Genomic DNA, 21315 nt, shown 5'->3' on the forward strand with positions numbered 1-21315 from the left:
GCAGAACAAGTCGAAAACCCGGGGCCTCTCCCCTGCTTTTGTCCAAAACGGGCCGGAAGGCCGGAGAAGTTCTCCACTTTTTACACCGAGTTTTCAACATTCAACTTTTCTTTTCCACAGCGCCTGTGAAAAACCTGGACGCCAACCCCGATTCCACCAACTGTCCACAAACCCTTCACAATCTGGTGGAAAAGCAAAACCTCTGTCAGGAAAAGGAAAATCCGAGTTTTCCACACAATCCCCAGCCCCTACTACTTTTACTGCAACAAGTTTAATAGAGAGGCGCTGACGCACCTCTTTTTCATTCAAACGGCCGGTCTGCCCAGACGCCCCGGCCAATAAGAGCAAGCAAAGGGAGAACACATCTTGAAAATCATCTGTGATAAGACACTTTTGAGCGCCGCCATCGACGGCGTCTCCCGGGCGGTGACTCTCCGGTCCACCGTGCCGGTGCTGGAAGGCATCCTGTTGAAAGCTGAAGGTTTCACCCTGACCCTCACCGGCTATGACCTGGAGCTGGGCATCGTCACCACCATCGAGGCCAACGTCCTGGAGCCGGGCGAAATCGTGCTGAATGCCAAATTGCTCAGCGACATGGTCCGCCGGATGCCGGCCGGACAGATCAACATCTCGGTGGCTGACAACGGAAAAACAACGATCCAGGGTGGAGTTGCCCAGTTTGAGATCCAGAGCATGCCCGCCACCGATTTTCCCCAGCTGCCCAACACCGGCGCCGAGGAAACCCTCACCATCAAGACCGGCACCTTCCGGGAGATGGTGGAGCGGACCCTGTATGCCGTCAGCCAGGACGAAAAACGCCCCGCCCACACCGGCGAGCTGTTTGAAATCGGCACCGAGAGCCTGACGGTGGTGGCCCTGGACGGTTTCCGGCTGGCCATCGTGGAGCGGAAAGTCCCCGCCAACAAGGAAATCCGCATCATCGTCCCCGGCAAAACCATGAACGAGGTGCTCCGGCTGCTGGCCAACGACGACGAGGCCGAGGTCCGCATCTGCGCCAACCGCCGCTATGTGGTCTTTATTACAGCGGGTTATACCATCATGAGCCGCCTGATCGAGGGCGAGTTCCTGAACTACAAGAACGTCATCCCCGAGGGCTACCGCACCCAGGCGGTGCTGGACACCAAGGGCTTCATCGAGACCATCGAGCGGGCCTCTCTGATTATTACAGAGCGTTTAAAGAATCCCCTCCGCATCACCTTTACAGAGGGTAAAGTCATCGTCCGCTGCCAGACCAGTCTGGGCCGTGTGGTGGATGAATTTGCTGCCGCCTGCGAGGGCGAAGAAGTTGAAATCGGTTTCAATAACCGCTATCTGCTGGACGCCCTGCGCAACGCCCGGACCGAACAGGTCCGCATCCAGCTGAGTGGTCCCCTGAGCCCGGTGAAGATCCTGCCGGCCGAAGGGGAAGATTTCCTGTATCTGGTGCTGCCGGTGCGGTTTAGGAACGATTGAGGAGGCTTGTGGGTATGGAACGGGTTGTGATTCACACCGAATATATCAAGCTGGACGCCCTGCTGAAATTTGCGGGCCTGGCCGAGACCGGCGGCGAGGCCAAGGAGCGGATTCAGGCCGGCGAGGTGCTGCTGAACGGCGAAGTCTGCACCATGCGGGGCAAGAAATGCGTGCCCGGCGACACCATCCAGCTGGACGGCCGGACCGTCAAAATCGCTGAGGGACAGTAATGCGCCTGGCTTCACTGACCCTGGAAAATTACCGCAACATCGCTGCGGCCTCCCTGGTGCCCGGGCCTGAGCTGACCGTCATCTGCGGCAACAACGGCCAGGGAAAAACCAACCTGCTGGAGGCCGTCTGGCTTCTGACCGGGGGCAAGAGCTTCCGCGGCGGCAAGGACATCGAGCTGATCCGGCGGGACGCCCCTTTCGCCGCCCTGGAGGCGGTCACCGTGGGGGACAACGGCAAGGAGAACCAGATCCGCCTCACGGTGGGCGCGGCCGGAACCGAGCGACCCGGCCGTTACGCCGTCTGGAACGGCGCCGCTCCCAAGCGGGCCTCCAGCCTGGCAGGGAGCTTTCCGGCGGTGGTCTTTGACCCCGGGCATCTGAGCCTGGTGAAAGGCCCGCCCGACGGCCGGCGCCGCTTTCTGGATGCGGCTCTGTGCCAGCTCTACCCCGGCTATCTGGCCCTTTACCGCCGGTATACCCGGGTATTGCAGCAGAAAAACAGCCTGCTGCGCCGCTCCTCCAGCCAGCCCGAAATCCCCCTGCGGGAAAAGCTGGATCTGCTGGAGGTGCTGAACCTGGAACTGGCCCGCTGCGGCGAGGAAATCCAGAGCCGGCGGCGGGACTATCTGGCCCTGCTGTCCCCTATGGCGGCGGACAATTACCGGGAACTGTCCCGGGGTGCCGAACAGCTTTCCATCCGGTATGAGGCTCAGTTTGAGCCGGGCGGGATGGCCCAGCTGCTGGCCCGCCGCCGCGACGAGGAACTGCGGGCCGGTCAGAGCCTCTGCGGCCCCCACCGGGAGGACCTGGCTTTGGATCTGGACGGCCAGCCCGCCCGCAGCTTTGCCAGCCAGGGCCAGCAGCGCAGCGTGGTGCTGAGCCTGAAAATGGCCGAGGCCGACGCCTCCGCCCGGATCACCGGGGAACGGCCGGTGCTGCTGCTGGACGACGTCCTCAGCGAGCTGGACGAGGGCCGGCGGGCCTATCTGCTGACCCGGATGCGGGAGCGGCAGACCTTTGTTACCAGCTGCGACGACGCGGCCCTGCTCCATACCGACGGCGTCATCTGCCGGATGGAGGGCGGCGTCCTGACGCAGCTTTAGCCTTTCAGAGAGGGAGGCAGACCATGTATCTGCATCTGGGCCGGGACTATGTCCTGAACAGCCGGGACATCATCGGGATTTTCAGCCTGGAGACCACCACCGTGTCCCCCCGGGGACGCAGCTTTCTGGAGTATGCCCAGAAAAACGGGGCGGTGGTCAGCCTGTCGGACGAACTGCCCCAGAGCTATGTTCTGGCCGACAGCCCGGTGGACACCGTCTATTTGTCCGAGCTGTCCAGCGCCGCTTTGCGCCGCCGCGCCGAGCAGCCCCTGCCCGACTGGGCCGGGGAATAAGGCCCGGAGCGCAGATTTTTGCCCTTTTCAGCGCAGGTTTTTCCCGCTGAAAGGACACACTGACATCCACCGCGAAAAAACGTTTGAATAGAAGCAAATCTGATACAAGAGGGAGAGATACAATGGCAGAGGATATCATCACCGGCGCCGACACCGCCACCGACCACGAGTACGACGGCAGCGAAATTCAGGTCCTCAAGGGCCTGGAAGCAGTCCGCAAACGGCCGGGTATGTATATCGGCTCCACCGGCGAGCGGGGCCTGCATCATCTGGTCTATGAGATCGTGGACAACTCCATCGACGAGGCCCTGGCGGGCCACTGCGACCACATCGAGGTCAAGATCAAAGAGGGCGACATCATCGAGGTCACCGACAACGGCCGCGGCATTCCGGTGGGCGTACAGCCCGACACCGGCCTGCCGGCCGTCACCGTCGTCTTTACCATCCTGCACGCCGGCGGCAAGTTCGGCGGCGAGAACTCGGGCTATAAGGTCTCGGGCGGCCTCCACGGCGTGGGCGCCTCGGTGGTCAACGCCTGTTCCGAATGGCTGAACGTCCGGGTCCGTCGGGATGGCAAGGAATACGAGCAGACCTTCCGCCGCGGCGACCCCGACGGCCCCCTCCACGAGGTGGGCGACGCACCCGAAGGCTCCACCGGCACCCGGGTCACCTTCAAGCCCGACCCCGAGATGTTCAAGGAGACCACCGTTTTCAGCTTCGACACCCTGGAAAAGCGCCTGCGGGAGGAGAGCTTCCTGAACGCAGGCCTGAAAATCACCCTGACCGACGAGCGGGAGCTCTACACCCCCATTCTGGAGGACGGCCAGGAGGGCGAGCCCTGCTTCCGGCAGGAGGTCATGTGCTATGAGGGCGGCATCCGCAGCTTTGTCAGCTACCTGAACGAAAAGCGGAATCTGGAAGTGCTGCACCCCAACGTGATCTACCTCTCGGGCAAGACCGAGCGGGCCGAGGCGGAAATCGCCATGCAGTACAACACCAGCTACAACGAGCTGCTGCTGAGCTTCGCCAACAACGTCAACACCCCCGACGGCGGCACCCACGAGGAGGGCTTCAAGTCCAGCCTCACCCGCGTGTTCAACGACTACGGCCGCAGCCACGGCCTGCTGAAGGACAAGGACGAGAACCTGTCCGGCTCGGACGTCCGGGAGGGACTGATCTGCGTCATCTCGGTCAAGCTGCAGGAGGCGGAGTTTGAGGGCCAGACCAAGGCCAAGCTGGGCAACACCGAGATCCGCACCCTGGTGTCCAACATGGTCTACAGCAAGCTGACCGAGTTCTTTGAGGAGAACCCGGCGGTGGCCAAGGCCATCTTTGAGAAGGCCACCCAGGCGGCCCGCGCCCGCGCCGCCGCCAAGAAGGCCCGGGAACTGGTCCGCCGCAAGAGCGTGCTGGAAAACAGCCGGATGCCCGGCAAGCTGGCCGACTGCCGCGAAAACGACCCCTCCAAGACCGAAATCTTCATCGTCGAGGGCGACTCGGCCGGCGGCTCGGCCAAGATGGGCCGCGACTCGGCCATCCAGGCCATCCTTCCCCTGTGGGGCAAGATGCTGAACGTGGAAAAGGCCCGGGCCGACAAGATCTACGGCAACGACAAACTGATGCCGGTGGTTCTGGCTCTGGGCTGCGGCATCGGCGACGAGTTCGATATCTCCAAGCTGCGCTACGACAAGGTGTTCATCATGGCCGATGCCGACGTGGACGGCTCCCATATCTGCACCCTGATGCTGACCTTCTTTTTCCGGTATATGCGGCCCCTGATTGAGCAGGGCCACATCTACGTCGCCCAGCCGCCCCTGTTCCGGGTGCAGAAGGGCAACGTGGTCAAGTATGCCTACAACGAGAAGGAAATGGCGGCCCTGAGCCAGGAAATGCCCGGCGCCAAGGTCAACCGCTACAAGGGCCTGGGCGAAATGAACCCCGAACAGCTGTGGGAGACCACCATGAACCCCGACAACCGGGTCATCGTCCAGATCACCATCGAGGACGCGGAGAAAGCCGACGAGGCCTTTACCATCCTGATGGGCGACCAGGTGGAGCCCCGCCGCCGCTTCATTGAGAACAACGCCCAGTACGCACGGCTTGACGTATAACCAGGCGGAATACGGAACAAACCCTGCGGCCCGCCGCCGGATTCCCACCCGGAACAGCCGGCGGCCCTGCGCCGCTCTTTTGGAGGAACTATGGAAGAAGATTACGTCATGATACCCGGCACCGGGACCAAGAAAATCATCCGGGACGTCAAGAAAGAAATTGAGACCGCCTTCCTGGATTACTCGATGTCGGTCATTGCCTCCCGTGCTCTGCCCGACGTGCGGGACGGCCTCAAGCCGGTTCACCGCCGCATCCTGTTTACTATGCACGAGCGCGGCAACGACCCCAACCATCCCTACCGCAAGTCGGCCGACACCGTCGGCGCGGTGCTGGGCTCCTACCACCCCCACGGCGACGCGTCGGTCTACGACGCCATGGTCCGTCTGGCCCAGGACTTCTCCCTGCGCTACCCGCTGGTGGACGGCCAGGGCAACTTCGGTTCGGTGGACGGCGACCCCCCGGCTGCTTACCGTTACACCGAGGCCCGCATGAGCCGGATGGCGGTGGAAATGCTCACCGACATCGACAAGGATACGGTGGACTGGGACCCCAACTACGATGAGACCAAGAAGGAGCCCCAGGTGCTGCCCTGCCGCTTCCCCAACCTGCTGGTCAACGGCAGCCAGGGCATCGCGGTGGGCATGGCCACCAACATCCCGCCCCACAACCTGGGCGAGGTCATCGACGGGTGCATCGCCTACATCGACAACCCCGACATTGACCTGGCGGGCCTGATGGAGCACATCAAGGGACCCGACTTCCCCACCGCCGGCATCATCATGGGCCGCAGCGGCATCCGTGCCGCCTACGCCACCGGCCGCGGCAAGATCACCCTGCGGGGCCGTGCCGTCATCGAGGAAAAGAAGAATGGCCGGTTCCAGATTGTCATCACCGAGATCCCCTATATGGTCAACAAGGCCCGGCTGATCGAGAGCATCGCCGACCTGGTGAAGGACAAGCGAATTGAGGGCATCACCGACCTGAACGACGAGACCAACCGCAAGGGTATGCGGGTGGTCATCGACCTGCGCCGGGACGCCAACCCCCAGGTGGTTCTGAACCAGCTGTACCGCTACACCCAGCTTCAGGACACCGTGGGCGTCATCATGCTGGCCATCGACCACAAGATCCCCCGGGTGCTGACCCTCAAGCAGATGATCGCCAAATACGTCGAGTTCCAGGACGACGTCATCCGCCGGCGCACCGGCTATGACCTGAAGAAGGCCCAGGAGCGGGCCCACATCCTGGAAGGCCTGAAAAAGGCCACCGACATTGTGGATGAGCTGATCGCCACCATCCGCGCCTGCAAGGGCGGCATGGCCGAGGCCAAGGCCGCCATTATGGAGAAGTTCGGCTTTGACGATCCCCAGGCCGACGCCATCGTAAAACTGCAGCTGGGCCGTCTGGCCGGCCTGGAAATCCTCAAGATCGAGGAGGAGCTGGCCGCCCTGCAGAGCAAGATCGACGACTGGCAGGCCATCCTGGCCGACGACCAGCGGGTGCTGGCCATCGTCAAGGAGGAGCTGCTGGAAATCAAGCGCCGCTTTGGCGACGAGCGCCGCACCGAGATCGAGACCGTCACCGGCGAGGTGGATATCGAGGACCTGATCGCTGAGGAGCAGTGCGTCTACACCCTCACCGAGGCCGGCTACGTCAAGCGCCAGCCCAAGGCCATCTATCAGGCCCAGCACCGCGGCGGCCGCGGCATCCTGGGCATGACCCGGAAGGAAGAGGACATTGTCCAGGAAATGTTCGTGGGCTCTACCCATGACTATGTCCTGTTTGTCACCGACCGGGGCCGCCTGTTCCGGATCAAGGGCTATACCATCGCCGAGGGCAGCCGCACCAGCAAGGGCGCCCACATCGTCAACCTGCTGCAGCTGGCCGAGGGCGAAAAGGTCACCAATATGCTGCGCCAGGCCGCCAAGGACAGCGGCGAGGACGGCTTTGTCACCATGGTGACCCGTCAGGGCCTCATCAAGCGGACCCCCCTCAGCCAGTACGCCAACATCCGCAAGAGCGGCCTGATTGCCATTTCCCTCAACGAGGGAGATTCCATCGCCTGGACCCGCCTCACCACCGGCAACGACACCCTGATTGTGGCCACCCGCAACGGCCAGGCCATCCGCTTCTATGAGAGCGACGCCCGGCCCATGGGCCGCGGCGGCCACGGCGTCCGGGCCATCCGCCTGGAGGAAGGGGACGAAGTGGTGGGCGTCTCCATCTGCCGCGAAGGCGCCACCGTCCTGACCGTCACCGAACAGGGCAAGGGCCGCCGGAGCCAGATCGAGGATTACCGCCTCACCGGCCGCGGCGGCAAAGGCGTGCGCAACTACGACGCCTCCAAGGACAAGGTGGCCGGCATCAAGATTGTGGACGACATCGACGATGTGCTGCTCAGCAGCCAGGAGGGCGTCATCATCCGGATGCACGCCGCGGATATCACCATCCAGAGCCGCTACGGCAGCGGCGTCCGGGTCATGCGCCTGGGCGACACCGACCGGGTGACGGTGGTGGCCCGCACCGACCACGACGACGAGGCCGAGACCGCCAAGCCCGAGGCTGACACCGCCGACGGCGAGCCCACCGCCGAGGAAGTGGCCGCTCTGGAGGCCGCAGAGGCTGCCGAAGCTGCCGCGGAAACCCCGGCCACCGATACCGACACCGAGGAATAACCTTCCCCGCCGCTGGATTGTTTCCCATACCGACCCAAGCCCCCGCCCGGACCCCGGACGGGGGCTTTTTGGCGTCCTTTGGCCGGTTTCCGCCCAAACCCGCGCCGGACCAGAAAAGCCGCGGCCCCGACGGTTTCTATGGACAAACCCCGGAACCATATGATATCCTAGGGCGGAACAAGCAAAACATCCATGAGGGAGTAGCGGGCGCCGGCTGCAAACCGCCGGCGCGGCAAGTCAACATACTGGCCGTCGGACGGCCTGGCTTGCCAGAGGGGACGCCGGTCAGGGCGTGCCCCTATTGCGAGACTCATGTCCTCAGCACGCAGGTGCTGTGTACATGGAGTCTGCCTTTTTGGGAACAACGGATCGATGGACACAGCCCGCGGGGCTGTGTCCGTTTTTTATGCTGCTTGTCAGGAATGGAGGAACTGTAAAATGACCTGGAGTCTGCGTTTTTTTGTCAACAGCCTGCTTTTGGGCGTGGGCCTGGCCATGGATGCCTTCTCGGTGTCCATGGCCAACGGCCTGCATGAGCCCTGCATGAACCGCCGCCGGATGGGAACCATTGCGGGGGTGTTCGCGGGGTTCCAGGCCCTGATGCCCCTGCTGGGCTGGATCTGCGTCCACACCGTTTTGCAGCTGTTTGAGGGCTTTACCGTCTTTATCCCCTGGATTGCCCTGCTGCTGCTGTGCTACATCGGCGGCAAAATGCTGCTGGAGGGCATCAAAAGCAAGGGGGACGAGGAGTGCGAAGGGGTCAGCAAGGGCGGCTTGATCCTGCAGGGCATCGCCACCTCCATCGACGCGCTGTCGGTGGGCTTCACCATCGCTGAGTACGGCCCCCTGATGGCGGTGGTCTGCGCCGCCATCATTGCGGTGGTGACCTTTGTGATCTGCTGGGGCGGCCTGGTGATCGGCCGCACCTTCGGCACCCGCCTGGCCGGCAAGGCCTCCATCCTGGGCGGCGTCATCCTGATCTTTATCGGCCTGGAGATTTTCGTCTCCTCCCTCTGAGGCGGGCAGCGGCCGGAAAAAAGTTTTTACAAAAGGACCGTCTGTAGATAAAAAACGTTCATAATTGTAAGGTATACTACAGAGGTTCCCATCTTTTGACTGGCTTATACTGCAGAAGGAAAGTGAAAGTAATCCGCCATGCTTGAATTACGCAACATCAAGAAAGATTACCCCATGGGCGCCACGGTGGTTCACGCCCTGAAAGGGGTGAGCATCCAGTTCCGGCGCTCGGAGTTTGTGTCCATTCTGGGCCCCTCGGGCTGCGGCAAGACCACCCTGCTGAACATCATCGGCGGCCTGGACCAGTACACCGACGGCGATCTGATCATCAACGGCCGCTCCACCAAGTCCTTTCAGGACCGGGACTGGGACGCCTACCGCAACCATTCGGTGGGCTTTGTGTTCCAGAGCTATAACCTGATCCCCCATCAGACCGTTCTGCGGAACGTGGAACTGGCCCTGACCCTGTCCGGCGTCAGCCGGGCCGAGCGCCGGGACCGGGCGGTGGAAGCCCTGGAAAAGGTGGGCCTGGGCAATCAGCTGTTCAAGCGGCCCAGCGAGATGTCGGGCGGCCAGATGCAGCGTGTGGCCATTGCCCGCGCCATCGTCAACAACCCCGACATCATCCTGGCCGACGAGCCCACCGGCGCCCTGGACACCGAGACCAGCGTCCAGGTGATGGAGCTGCTGAAGGAAATCAGCAAGGACCGCCTGATCGTCATGGTCACCCACAACCCGCCCCTGGCGGAACAGTATTCTTCCCGCATCATCCGGGTGCTGGACGGTCAGCTCACCAGCGATTCCAACCCCCTCACCCCCGCCGAACTGGAGGCGGAGCGGGCGGCCGACGCCGCCGAGGTGGAGGCCAGCCGGGGCAAAAAGATCCGCAAGCCCTCCATGTCCTTTGCCACCTCTTTCGGCCTGTCCCTGAAAAATCTGTTCACCAAAAAGGGCCGCACCACCCTGACGGCCTTTGCGGGGTCCATCGGCATCATCGGCATCGCCCTGATTTTGTCGGTGTCCCAGGGCATGACGGATTATATCAACGTCATGCAGGAGAACGCCCTCTCCTCTTACCCCCTGTCCATTCAGGCCACCAACATCAATTTGACCAGCCTGATCCAGACCTTTATGAACCTGCGCACCGAGGAGATCGACCACAGACTGGACGCGGTCTATGAGCGGCCGGCGGTGCGGGAGCTGGTGTCGGCCATCAACAATCTGGACGTGGCCCAGAACGACCTGAAATCCTTCAAGCGCTATCTGGAGGACCAGCTGGCCGACCCCGAATCCCCCCTGAGCGGGGCCCTCAGCGGCATCCAGTATTCCTATGCCATCAGCCCCCAGGTGTACACCAAAAACACCGACGGCCAGATCATCCAATCGGACACCACCCAGATGATGCAGAAACTGCTGGTGTCCATCATGGGTGCGGACGCCATGTCCTCTCCCTGGATGGCGGGCATGACCGGGGACAGCTCCTCCATGAGTTCCATGACGGGGATGTCCTCCATGATGGGCGGCGGCATGATGACCCTGTGGCAGGAGCTGCTGCCGGGGGACAACGGCGCCCCGGTCAACGACCTTTTGACCCGCCAGTATGACCTGGTGTACGGCGCATGGCCTTCCAGCTACGACCAGGTGGTGCTGGTGGTGGATGAAAACAACGAGCTGGACGACATGACCCTCTACGCCCTGGGCCTGATCCCGGAGGACGAGATGATGGCCCTGGCCGACGGCGAGGCCACCGCCTCCGACCGAAAGGACCAGTGGAGCTATGAGGAGATCTGCGGCAGCGATTTCCGTGTGATTCTCCCCTCCTCCTGCTACAGCTACGACGAGGCCACCGGCCTCTACACCGACCTGCGGGAGAGTGAAGCGGGCCTGAAATACCTCTACGACAACGCCCTCAAGCTCCACGTCAGCGGCATCATCCGGAAAAAGCCCGATGTGGAGACCACCATGATTTCGGGCAAAATCTGCTATACCTCCGGCCTGATCGACTACATTGTGGAACAGGCCGAGCAGTCGCCGGCGGTGCAGGCCCAGAAGGCCAACCCGGACCGGGACGTGCTGACCGGCCTGCCCTTTGCCTCCCGCGCCGACAGCCTGACCAAGGCGGAAAAGGAACAGGAGCTGCGGGCCTATATTGACAGCCTGGACCAGGCGGGCCAGGCTCAGGTCTATGTGACCATCATGAGCCAGCCCGACACCGAATTCATTGCCCAGCAGGTGGATTCCATGCTGGCGGACATGAGCCGGGAGGAGATGCTCTCCACCCTGTCCTCGGTGCTGACCCAGCAGATGAGCGTCAGCCAGGAGCAGATTGACAGCTATGTGGCAGACATGAGCGACGAGGAACTGAAGTCCACCTTCTCCCAGATGCTGACCGCCCAGCTGGAAAGCCAGTATTCCCAGCAGGTGAGCCAGCAGCTGGCCGCCCTGCCGGATTCCCAGAAGGTCAACGCCCTGAAGCTGGCCATGGACGGCTACACCCCGGACCAGTGGGCGGCCTACTACGAAGTGGTGATGGAGTTCTCGGAGTCCACCTACGAGGACAACCTGACCGCCCTGGGCAGCATTGATCTGGATTCCCCCACCGCCGTCAACCTCTACGCCGCCACCTTTGAGAGCAAAGCCACGGTGGAAGATGTGATTGCGGCCTACAATGAGGGCATGGACGAGCTGCACCAGATTTCCTACACCGACTATGTAGGCCTGATGATGTCGGCGGTGACCTCCATCATCAGCGCCATCACTTATGTGCTGATTGCCTTTGTGGCCATTTCCCTGATTGTCTCCTCCATCATGATTGGCGTTATCACCCTGATTTCGGTCCAGGAGCGGACCCGGGAGATCGGCATTCTGCGGGCCATCGGCGCATCCAAGCGGGATGTATCGGTGATGTTCAACGCCGAGACGGTCATCATTGGCTTTGCATCGGGCCTGCTGGGCGTGGTGGTGACCTATCTGCTGTGCATCCCGGTGAACATGGTGCTGCATTCGGTGACCGGAATCCAGACCCTGAATGCGGTTCTGCCTCTGCCGGCTGCCATCATCCTCATTGCCATCAGCATGTTCCTGACCCTCATCTCGGGCCTGATCCCCTCCCGCAGCGCCGCCAAAAAAGACCCCGTCGTCGCCCTCCGCAGCGAATAACCTACTTTTCTGGAAGAAAAGTAGGCAAAAGACTTTTCAATGGGTACCATACAGTTTCCGGGTCTCCGGCGGTTCCGCGGAGCCGTTACGTTTCGGCTCGCTTGTTACGTTTGGAGCTGCGCTCCGGTACGATGCAAAGTTTCCTAATAACCTGGTTTTCTAACCCTCTAACCCGTAGAAAAGCTCTATAAAATCAAAAATCCCCGCTCCACAAAAAGGAGCGGGGATTTTCATTTTTAAGCATAGTTTTTGATATTGTTTTTGGCCGGAGAAACGCATGGTATAGAGAATGTACCCTGTGTTTCAGCCCTTGGGGGCGGCGGCGCAGCCGCGGGGGAAATGCCCCCCGCCTCAGGCGGGTGCCAAGCTTTTTTTCAAAAAAGCGGAAAGGGGGAGTGTGGGGGTGCAGGGAGGGTGAACACCAGGGGCTGGCCGGTTTCGGGATGGCTGAAGGCCAGACGGGCGCTCTGCAGGGCGATGGCGCCCTTGTACCGGCTCCCGTACTTGCCGTCGCCCCAGAGCGGATGGCGCCGGGATGCAAACTGTACCCGGATCTGATGGGTCCGGCCGGTTTCCAGCTGGATTTCCACCAGACTCAGAGGCCCCTGTTCCCCGTCCCGGGTGTCCAGAATGCGGTAGTTCAGCACCGCTTCCCGCACCCCTTTCCGCAGCCGCTTGACCGGGTACACCCGGCCCGCACGGCTGTCCTTGAACAGATAATCCCGCAGCTGTCCGGTCCCGGGCAGGGCCTCGTCCGGGCCGCCGGCAATCACCGCCCGGTACTCCTTGCGGAAGGTCCCCGCCTGCACCTGGCGGCTGAGGGCGGCTGCCGCGTCGGAGGTTTTGGCGCAGACCATCAGGCCCGACACCCCGGCGTCCAGCCGGTGCACCAGCCCCACAAAGGCCTCCGGATTCCCCCACAGTTCCCGCAGGGCCGCCGGCAGCTGATGTTCGCTGTCCATGCCGGCGGGCTTGTCCAGGACAATGATCTGCCCGTCCTCGTATACCGGGGAAGAAATGTGCTTTGCCTCCACCTTACAGCCGCCCTTCGTCCAGCAGTGCTTTGAATTTCAGGATGCCCGCCACCGTCTTGGCGTCCTTGATCTCCCCCGACAGGACCATCTCATAGGCCTTTTTCAGGGGCACCCGCTCAGGGGTCAGGAACTCGTCGTCGTCCAGGTGCATATGGGCCGGATGCAGGCCCCGGGCCGCCCAAATGTAGATGATTTCGGTATCATAGCCCACGGTGGGATAAACTTCGCCCAGGGAGATGTATTCGTCGGCGGTGACGCCGCACTCCTCGGTCAGCTCCCGCTGGGCCGCCACAAAGGGGTCCTCCCCGGCTTCCAGCTTGCCGGCAGGCAGCTCCCACAGCTCCTGCTGCATGGCATAGCGGAACTGACGCACCATGCAGATGGTCCCGTCCTCGTAATAAGGCAGGATGCAGGCCCCGCCGTGGTGGTGCACCACGTCCCGCAGGGCGGTTTCTCCGTTTTCCAGCAGGGCGGTGTCCCGGGTGACGGTGATGACCCGCCCTTCATAGACGATTTGGCTGTCGATCTTTTTCTCGAAATGCGTTTCCATGGGAAGCTTCCTTTCTTTCATGTGTGGACAGAAACAGCGCGGCGGCCCGTTGATTTTTATAAGCCGTCCGCCGGTGGAAACAGGTTGAAACGGTGGAGAAACAGCCGGTCTGTTCTCCTTTTCAGTTTACCCGGGCCGCGGCGGCCTGTCAACCGCTCTTTGCCCGCAAGATGTATCCAAAAGCGCAAAAGCCCCGGCATGGCCCATGTGAAAGTATAAAAACCTCACAAATTTTTATGAGAATTCTTGGTGTGTTTTACCAGAAGGATTGCGTTTACTTTGGGGCGGGAATTTGCTATTATAATAGATGAACAATTATGCCCATCCGGCGGCGGCCCTGCCGGCGGCAGTTGTTCGGCAAAGTCCCCAAGGCAGTCTGACGGCCTTCCATGCCGACCCGGCAGGCAGCCTTAATAAAAAGTAATGGAGGAAGAAAAATGCCTAGAGCAAAGCAAACCATGGATGGCAACACCGCGGCCGCGCATGTAGCTTATGCGTTTACCGATGTTGCTGCCATCTATCCGATTACCCCTTCTTCTCCGATGGCTGACTCCGTGGACCAGTGGTCCGCAGCAGGCCAGAAGAATATCTTCGGCAACCAGGTCAAGGTTGTTGAGATGGAGTCTGAGGCCGGTGCAGCTGGCGCCGTTCACGGCGCTCTGGGTGCTGGTGCCATCACCACCACCTTCACCGCTTCTCAGGGTCTGCTGCTGATGATCCCCAACATGTACAAGATCGCAGCCGAGCAGCTGCCCTGCGTCTTTGACGTGTCGGCCCGTACCGTCGCTACCCAGGCCCTGAACATCTTCGGTGACCACAGCGACGTCATGGCCTGCCGCCAGACCGGCTTCGCTATGCTGGCCGAGAGCTCGGTCCAGGAAGTCATGGACCTGTCCCCCGTCGCACACCTGTGCGCCATCGAGGGCCACGTTCCCTTCCTGAACTTCTTCGACGGCTTCCGCACCTCTCACGAGTATCAGAAGATCGAGAAGTGGGACTACGCCGACCTGAAGGAAATGTGCAACATGGAGGCTGTCGAGGAGTTCCGCAAGAACGCGCTGAACCCCGAGAACCCCAAGATGCGCGGCTCCCACGAGAACGGCGACGTCTTCTTCCAGCATCGTGAGGCCTGCAACTCGGTTTACAATGCGCTGCCCGCCATTGTCGAGAAGTACATGGCCAAGATCAACGAGAAGATCGGCACCAACTACGATCTGTTCAACTACTACGGCGCACCCGACGCTGACCGCGTCATCGTCGCTATGGGCTCCATCTGCGACGTGGCCGACGAGGTCATCGACTACCTGAACGCCCGCGGCGAGAAGGTCGGTATCATCAAGGTTCGCCTGTACCGTCCCTGGGTCTCCGCTTCCCTGCTGAAGGTTCTGCCCGAGACCGCCAAGAAGATCGCTGTTCTGGACCGCACCAAGGAGCCCGGCTCTCTGGGCGAGCCCCTGTACCTGGATGTGGCTACCACCCTGCGTGAGGCCGGCAAGAACGACGTCACCGTCATCGGCGGCCGCTACGGCCTGGGCAGCAAGGACACTCCCCCGTCCTCGATCTTCGCTGTCTACACCGAGCTGACCAAGGATCAGCCCAAGGAGCGCTTCACTCTGGGCATCACCGACGACGTGACCTTCCTGTCTCTGCCCGAGGTCAAGCCCGCTCCCATCACCGCTGCAGAAGGCACCAAGGAGTGCAAGTTCTGGGGTCTGGGCGGCGACGGCACCGTCGGCGCCAACAAGAACTCGGTCAAGATCATCGGCGACCATACCGACAAGTACGTTCAGGCTTACTTCCAGTATGACTCCAAGAAGACTGGCGGCGTCACCATCAGCCACCTGCGTTTCGGCGACAAGCCCATCCGCAGCCCCTACTACATCAACCAGGCTGACTTCGTGGCCTGCCACAACCCCGCTTACGTCAACATGGGCATGAAGATGGTCCAGGACGTCAAGCCCGGCGGCGTCTTCATGATCAACTGCCAGTGGAACGATGAGGAGCTGGGCCACCACCTGAACGCCGAGGCCAAGAAGTACATCGCTGACAACAACATTCAGCTGTACACCATCAACGCCATCGACAAGGCCATCGAGATCGGCATGGGCAAGCGCACCAACACCATCCTGCAGTCCGCTTTCTTCAAGCTGGCTGAGGTCATGCCCATCGATGACGCCATCAACTTCATGAAGCAGGCTGCTCAGAAGAGCTACGGCAAGAAGGGCCAGGACGTCGTTGAGATGAACTGGAAGGCCATCGACGCCGGCGTTGACGCCATCCACAAGGTGGACGTCCCCGCAAGCTGGTCCAACCCCGAGGCCGATCCCGCTCCCAAGGAGCTGGCTGGCCGTCCCGAGCTGGTCAAGCAGATCCGCGACGTCATGGAGCCCATCGCCCGTATGGACGGCGACAGCCTGCCTGTCTCCGCCTTCGCCCACAACGCCAACGGCCAGTGGGAGCAGGGTGCTTCGGCTTATGAGAAGCGCGGCACCGCTGTCACCGTCCCCGAGTGGGATGCTGCCAAGTGCGTCGGCTGCAACCAGTGTGCATTCGTCTGCTCGCACGCAACCATCCGTCCCTTCCAGCTGACCGCTGAGGAGCTGGCTGCTGCTCCCAAGCAGACCAAGAGCCGCGACAACCGCCCCGCCAACGAGTACAAGTTCGTCATGGCTGTTTCTCCGCTGGACTGCATGGGCTGCGGCGAGTGTGTCACCGTCTGCCCCACCAAGGCTATCACCATGGTGCCTCAGGAGAGCCAGGCTGCCGAGCAGGAAGTCTTCGACTACTGCGTCGCCAACATCTCCAAGAAGCCCAGCAAGTTTGCTGACGATACCGTCATCGGCTCGCAGTTCAACCAGCCGCTGCTGGAGTTCTCGGGCTCCTGCGCAGGCTGTGCTGAGACCTCTTACGCACGTCTGATCACCCAGCTGTTCGGCGAGAAGATGTACATCTCCAACGCCACCGGCTGCTCCTCCATCTGGGGCGGCACTGCTGCGATCTCTCCCTACACTGTCAACAAGGACAGCGGCCACGGCCCCGCCTGGAATAACTCCCTGTTCGAGGACAACGCTGAGCACGGCCTGGGCCTGTACCTCGGCCAGAAGACCATCCGCGAGAACCTGATCCGCGAGATCGAGGAGATCGTCAACTCGGATAAGGCTTCGGACGAGCTGAAGGCTGCTTACGCCAAGTTCACCGAGACCAAGAACAACACCCGCGCCAACGACGAGCCCGCAAAGGCCCTGATCGCTGAGCTGGAGAAGGCCGCTGCTGCTGGCTGCGAGAAGTCCGCTGAGGTCCTGAAGAACAAGCAGTACATCGCCAAGAAGTCCGTCTGGATCTTCGGCGGCGACGGCTGGGCATACGACATCGGTTACGGCGGCCTGGATCACGTCCTGGCTTCCGGCGAGGACGTCAACGTGATGGTCTTCGACACCGAGATGTACTCCAACACCGGCGGACAGGCTTCCAAGGCCTCCAACATCGGTGAGGTCTGCCAGTTCGCTGCAGCCGGCAAGGAGATCAGCAAGAAGAGCCTGTCCGAGATCTGCATGACCTACGGTTACATCTACGTCGCACAGATCGCTCTGGGCGCCAACATGAACCAGGCCATCAAGGCTATTTCTGAGGCTGAGGCTTACCCCGGCCCGTCCCTGATCATCGGCTACGCTCCCTGCGAGCTGCACGGCATCAAGGGCGGCATGACCAACTGCCAGAACGAGATGAAGAAGGCTGTTGAGGCCGGTTACTGGAACCTGTTCACCTTCAATCCCGCTCTGAAGGCTCAGGGCAAGAATCCCTTCACCCTGACCTCCAAGGCCGTTGACGCTGAGAAGTACCAGAACCTGCTGGCTACCGAGACTCGTTACAGCCGTCTGAGCCGCGCCTTCCCCGACCGCGCCAAGAAGCTGTTCGACGACAACCAGAAGGCTGCAGAGGCTCGTTACGAGCACCTGACTCGCCTGGTCGAGCTGTACAAGTAAGGCTGCCTGAGGCAGCGGGCATTTCCCCCGTCCTCTTGCGCTTAGCCGATTTTCGCTGCGGGCATGAATGCCCTTGTGAAAACCGGAGCGCGGCGCCAGCCACGGCTCCTTGCTTCGTCCACTGGACGCGGTCGCCATGGCTGCCCCGTAGGGGCTCTTAAGGGATAGGCCCGTCCACCGAGGCTGAACTTACTCCAAAGGCAAACAAAGTACCCCGTCTGTCTGAAAAGGCAGGCGGGGTACTTTTTGTGTTTGGGGGATGTTTAGGGGTGAGTTGACGTCCCCTGTTCCCCGCGGTGCACTATGAAAAAGGCGGGATCTCCTGCCCTGGGTTCTTCTCACGCCAGAGAAATTTCCTCCGCCCTTCCCGTTCTCAAAATAGCTTGTATCCAAGATGGGCCTTCCCAAACTATATAAAATTAAGCAAAAATGGGAAAATTTGAAATCGGGTCTTGACACCGGGGGGGGTATGGTATTATAGGCACACAAAGGAAAGGACCTTCCTTTGAACCTGTTTTGGGTCTCTATCTTTTTACACCATTAAGGAGGAAAAATTCAAATGAAACTCAAGAAGATTGCTTCTCTGATGCTCGCTGGCGTTATGGCTGTCAGCATGCTGGCTGGCTGCTCTGGCAACACCACTGATAACGGTGGCGCTTCCAGCGGTGATACCACTCCTTCCAGCAGCTACACTGAGACTGTTCTGAAGGCAACCAATGCTGCTACCCAGACCAAGCTGAGCATTAACACCAATGACAAGCTGGACAAGGCTGTTGCATGGACCGCTCAGAATCATAAGGGCAATGGTGCAAATGCTAATACACTGACTGTTTTTCCTGCAAATGACACTGCTGTGACTGCTTGGGCCAGCAGATATATGGTTGGTTCTCAGCAGACGTATAGCGATGTCCTCAATGGCTGGAACTTTAGTGCCAATAACGTAAATCAGTGGGCTAGCAAGCCGCACACTTATTGGACGATGTTCTATGTGAGCCGCAGTGTTTCGGATGAGTTTATCACCAACGAAGTGGCTGAGATGCTGGACAATTGGGCCAAGACCATGGAGAACAAGGGTGAAATTGTTGGCAGTTACACCTACGATTACACTGTGAGTGTTTCCAAAGCCGATTGCGCCGGTGCAGATCTGGATACTAAGAACGATGATTACGTGATTGTCGGCGTAGCAGTTACCGGCAATCGTACTGAGAACAAGTATTAATCAATTCTACTTATAACACCCCAGCAGCACCATGGCTGGGAGCTGATATAAGGGGCTTTTAAGCGAGAGACCGTTTAGAGGCTCGGGTAAATAACCCATCCGATGTGGCGACAAAGGGGAATAATTAACCACTATTCCTTCTGTTGTTGATCGCACCAAAACAAAAGAACTTTTGCGTCACGAAAGATAGGGTCCCTCTGCGAGGGCCGGCTCTCACGAGCTGGCCCTCGCATTGTTTGTTGTGAGGAAAACGTACAGAATAGAGAATGTACCCTGTGTTTCAGCCCTTGGGGGCGGCGGCGCAGCCGCGGGGGAATTGCCCCCCGCCTCAGGCGGGGCGAGAAAAGTAGGGGGTTGACCGAGTCTAAATGGTGCGTTATAATCAAACTAGCGACAAAACTGGGAGGTGAACGCAGAAAGATGGACCCGGATCATAGTAGATCCGAGCGGTACAGCGCATCGGAAAATGAAGAAGCTGCGTTCACCCGCAGGGAGAACGAGAAGGAATAAAACGGCGCCGGGGGCCAGTGTGCCCGGGCGCAGTTTGGTGTGAAGGATGGAGGGGAGCCTGTGGGCATCCCCTGTTCCCGTCTGGACACATGGCGTGAGCGCAGCCTGCGCGGCGGAAAGCTTTTCCGCCGCCTGTTGGCTGCGCCTTTTTATATCCCGATGGACTGTACCCTCCTGTGATAGTTTGTGATGGAGGAGATAGAACCCATGGATAAGAGAGAAAAAAAAGAAGTGTTGGACCAGGAAATGATGGAGCATCTGGAACAGATGCCCGCCCAGGAACTGCCCGACGATATTCCCGCCGAAGTGCGTGAACAGCTGGCCCGGGATCTGAACGACGCCGAGGCCGCCGAAGACCTGCGCCAGGACGTGCGGGACGCCGAAAAGGAAGAGGCCAAGGAGGCCCCTCCCGCCCCCAATGAGCTGACCAAGAGCCGCCTGCTCAAGCTGCTGGTGAAAAAGCAGTACCTGAAACTGCGCGAAGTCACCGAGGACGTCCAGCCCGCCGACCTGGCCGAACTGCTGGAAGAACTGGACGAAAACAACCGCCTGGTGGTGTTCCGGCTGCTGAAAAAGGAAGTGGCCGCCGAGGCCTTCACCTATATGTCGGACGACGCCCGGGATGACCTGGTGGAGGCCTTCTCGGATGTGGAGCTGATTGCAGCCATCGAGGAGATGAGCCTGGACGACGCCGCCGACCTGCTGGAAGATATGCCCGCCAGCGTGGTCAAGCGGGTGCTGGAGAAATCTTCCTCCCAGACCCGTGAGAGCCTGAACAAGCTGCTGAATTACCCCGAAAACTCCGCCGGCAGCCTGATGACCCTGGAATATGTCCGCCTGCGGAAAGATATGGATGTCCGGGGCGCGTTTGCCGCCATCCGGCAGCAGGGCGAACAGGCCGAGACCCTGTACACCTGCTATGTGGTGGAGAAAAACCGGCTGCTGGGCGTTGTGTCGGTCCGCAGCCTGCTGCTGGCCGACCTGGATACCCCCATCACCGAGATCATGGACGACAACGTCATCGCGGTGCGGGTCACCGACGACCAGGAATACGTCTCCCGTGAGATGCAGCGGTATGACTTCACCGCCATGCCGGTTCTGGACAACGAGGGCATGTTCGTGGGCATCATCACCATCGACGACGCCATCGACGTCCTGACCGAGGAGTCCACCGAAGACATGCAGAAGATGGCCGCCATTCTGCCGGATGACGAGGCCACCACCTACTTTGGCACCAGCGTCTGGACCCACGCCAAACAGCGTATCCCCTGGCTGATGATCCTGATGCTGTCGGCCACCTTTACCGGCATGGTCACCACCCACTACGAGGAGGCCTTTGTGGCCCTTCCCCTGCTGGTTTCCTTCATGCCCATGCTGATGGACACTGCCGGCAACTGCGGCAACCAGGTCAGTACCCTGATGGTCCGCGGCCTGGCTCTGGGCGAGGTCAGCCCCGGGGACTTCCTCAAGGTCCTGTTCAAGGAGCTGCGGATTTCCGCCCTGGTGGGCACGGTGCTGGGCCTGGTGAACGGCCTGCGCATCTGGCTGATGTACGGCGTCCTCTACGCCGGCATGTATGAGAACGTGCCCGGCTATGTGCTGGTGGTCAGCCTGTCGCTGTTCCTGAGCGTCATTCTGGCCAAGCTGGTGGGCGGCATCCTGCCTCTGGGCGCCAAGAAGCTGGGCTTCGACCCCGCCATCATGGCCACCCCCTTCATCACCACCATCGTGGACGCCTGCAGTCTGATCCTCTACTTCCAGATTGCCATGCGGGTATTCCACAACATGATGTGAGCCTCACCCCCAAAAGAACCCAAAACACCCCTGCATCCCGAGGGATGAACCGCCCCATATTGTGCGGACAGTACAAAAAAGAGGCCTGCAAGGGGTAGAAGTAAACGAATCAAAGACTGGCCTGGCGAAGCGAGAGCGGAGCCAGGCCAGTCTTTGTCTGGAG

The 21315-nt window shown here is 60.7% G+C and carries 14 protein-coding genes; 11 read left to right on the forward strand and 3 right to left on the reverse strand.

From position 1 onward, the window contains the following. Window positions 1–93: 93 nt before the first annotated feature. Window positions 94–309 (reverse strand): hypothetical protein, encoded by a 216-nt coding sequence (locus B5G28_RS14420; RefSeq protein ID WP_144265483.1) that lies wholly within the window; start codon window positions 307–309, stop codon window positions 94–96. Between the two features lie 57 nt (window positions 310–366). Between B5G28_RS14420 and dnaN the strand changes: the two genes are divergently transcribed. From dnaN to B5G28_RS05895, 8 genes are all read left to right on the forward strand, one after another. Further along, window positions 367–1473 carry a DNA polymerase III subunit beta gene (dnaN, locus tag B5G28_RS05860; RefSeq protein WP_087246805.1) on the forward strand — a complete coding sequence of 369 codons (1107 nt, stop codon included), beginning with the start codon at window positions 367–369 and terminating at the stop codon, window positions 1471–1473. A 14-nt stretch (window positions 1474–1487) separates the two neighbouring features. Then, on the forward strand, window positions 1488–1703 hold the full coding sequence (locus B5G28_RS05865) for an RNA-binding S4 domain-containing protein (RefSeq protein WP_087246807.1): 216 nt from the start codon (window positions 1488–1490) through the stop codon (window positions 1701–1703). Then, the gene (locus B5G28_RS05870) at window positions 1703–2806 is read left to right on the forward strand and encodes a DNA replication/repair protein RecF (protein ID WP_087246809.1); all 1104 of its coding nucleotides are present in this window, start codon (window positions 1703–1705) and stop codon (window positions 2804–2806) included. The genes B5G28_RS05865 and B5G28_RS05870 overlap by 1 nt, the downstream gene beginning before the upstream one ends. 23 nt (window positions 2807–2829) lie before the next feature. Next, window positions 2830–3099 (forward strand): DUF370 domain-containing protein, encoded by a 270-nt coding sequence (locus tag B5G28_RS05875; RefSeq protein WP_087246811.1) that lies wholly within the window; start codon window positions 2830–2832, stop codon window positions 3097–3099. Window positions 3100–3221: 122 nt separating this feature from the next. Beyond that, window positions 3222–5210 carry a DNA topoisomerase (ATP-hydrolyzing) subunit B gene (gene gyrB / locus B5G28_RS05880; RefSeq protein WP_087246813.1) on the forward strand — a complete coding sequence of 663 codons (1989 nt, stop codon included), beginning with the start codon at window positions 3222–3224 and terminating at the stop codon, window positions 5208–5210. A 90-nt stretch (window positions 5211–5300) separates the two neighbouring features. Further along, a complete protein-coding gene (gyrA, locus tag B5G28_RS05885) occupies window positions 5301–7886 on the forward strand; it encodes a DNA gyrase subunit A (protein WP_087246814.1) in 2586 nt (861 codons plus the stop codon). 438 nt (window positions 7887–8324) lie between these two features. After that, entirely contained in the window at window positions 8325–8903 is a 579-nt protein-coding gene (locus B5G28_RS05890) for a manganese efflux pump MntP family protein (RefSeq protein ID WP_087246816.1), read from the forward strand. 138 nt (window positions 8904–9041) lie between these two features. Next, on the forward strand, window positions 9042–12062 hold the full coding sequence (locus tag B5G28_RS05895) for an ABC transporter ATP-binding protein/permease (RefSeq protein ID WP_087246818.1): 3021 nt from the start codon (window positions 9042–9044) through the stop codon (window positions 12060–12062). Window positions 12063–12436: 374 nt separating this feature from the next. On the opposite strand, the gene B5G28_RS05900 is transcribed toward B5G28_RS05895, so the two are convergent. Both B5G28_RS05900 and B5G28_RS05905 read right to left on the reverse strand, forming a co-directional pair. Beyond that, on the reverse strand, window positions 12437–13096 hold the full coding sequence (locus tag B5G28_RS05900) for an RluA family pseudouridine synthase (protein ID WP_242967473.1): 660 nt from the start codon (window positions 13094–13096) through the stop codon (window positions 12437–12439). Between the two features lies 1 nt (window position 13097). Continuing rightward, window positions 13098–13646, reverse strand: a complete 549-nt coding sequence (locus B5G28_RS05905; protein WP_087246820.1) for an NUDIX hydrolase — start codon at window positions 13644–13646, stop codon at window positions 13098–13100. A gap of 437 nt (window positions 13647–14083) precedes the next feature. Between B5G28_RS05905 and nifJ the strand changes: the two genes are divergently transcribed. The 3 genes from nifJ (at window position 14084) to mgtE (ending at window position 21152) form a co-directional block, all read left to right on the forward strand. Next, complete coding sequence (gene nifJ, locus B5G28_RS05910) at window positions 14084–17629, forward strand: pyruvate:ferredoxin (flavodoxin) oxidoreductase (RefSeq protein WP_087246822.1); 3546 nt, start codon at window positions 14084–14086, stop codon at window positions 17627–17629. A gap of 559 nt (window positions 17630–18188) precedes the next feature. Then, window positions 18189–18848, forward strand: a complete 660-nt coding sequence (locus B5G28_RS05915; RefSeq protein ID WP_087246824.1) for a hypothetical protein — start codon at window positions 18189–18191, stop codon at window positions 18846–18848. Window positions 18849–19565: 717 nt separating this feature from the next. Further along, a complete protein-coding gene (gene mgtE, locus B5G28_RS05920) occupies window positions 19566–21152 on the forward strand; it encodes a magnesium transporter (protein ID WP_242956831.1) in 1587 nt (528 codons plus the stop codon). The last annotated feature ends 163 nt before the right edge of the window (window positions 21153–21315 follow it).

Origin of the sequence: Faecalibacterium sp. An77, from assembly GCF_002161315.1 — a bacterium.
GTDB lineage: Bacteria > Bacillota > Clostridia > Oscillospirales > Ruminococcaceae > Faecalibacterium.

What these genes read in the sequence shown, in the direction of transcription:
- B5G28_RS05865 (WP_087246807.1), top strand. Translation starts at nt 1,488, where the DNA reads ATGGAACGGGTTGTGATTCACACCGAATATATCAAGCTGGACGCCCTG.
- B5G28_RS05870 (WP_087246809.1), top strand. Translation starts at nt 1,703, where the DNA reads ATGCGCCTGGCTTCACTGACCCTGGAAAATTACCGCAACATCGCTGCG.
- B5G28_RS05875 (WP_087246811.1), top strand. Translation starts at nt 2,830, where the DNA reads ATGTATCTGCATCTGGGCCGGGACTATGTCCTGAACAGCCGGGACATC.
- gyrB (WP_087246813.1), top strand. Translation starts at nt 3,222, where the DNA reads ATGGCAGAGGATATCATCACCGGCGCCGACACCGCCACCGACCACGAG.
- gyrA (WP_087246814.1), top strand. Translation starts at nt 5,301, where the DNA reads ATGGAAGAAGATTACGTCATGATACCCGGCACCGGGACCAAGAAAATC.
- B5G28_RS05890 (WP_087246816.1), top strand. Translation starts at nt 8,325, where the DNA reads ATGACCTGGAGTCTGCGTTTTTTTGTCAACAGCCTGCTTTTGGGCGTG.
- B5G28_RS05895 (WP_087246818.1), top strand. Translation starts at nt 9,042, where the DNA reads ATGCTTGAATTACGCAACATCAAGAAAGATTACCCCATGGGCGCCACG.
- B5G28_RS05905 (WP_087246820.1), bottom strand. Translation starts at nt 13,646, where the DNA reads ATGGAAACGCATTTCGAGAAAAAGATCGACAGCCAAATCGTCTATGAA.
- nifJ (WP_087246822.1), top strand. Translation starts at nt 14,084, where the DNA reads ATGCCTAGAGCAAAGCAAACCATGGATGGCAACACCGCGGCCGCGCAT.
- B5G28_RS05915 (WP_087246824.1), top strand. Translation starts at nt 18,189, where the DNA reads ATGAAACTCAAGAAGATTGCTTCTCTGATGCTCGCTGGCGTTATGGCT.
- mgtE (WP_242956831.1), top strand. Translation starts at nt 19,566, where the DNA reads ATGGATAAGAGAGAAAAAAAAGAAGTGTTGGACCAGGAAATGATGGAG.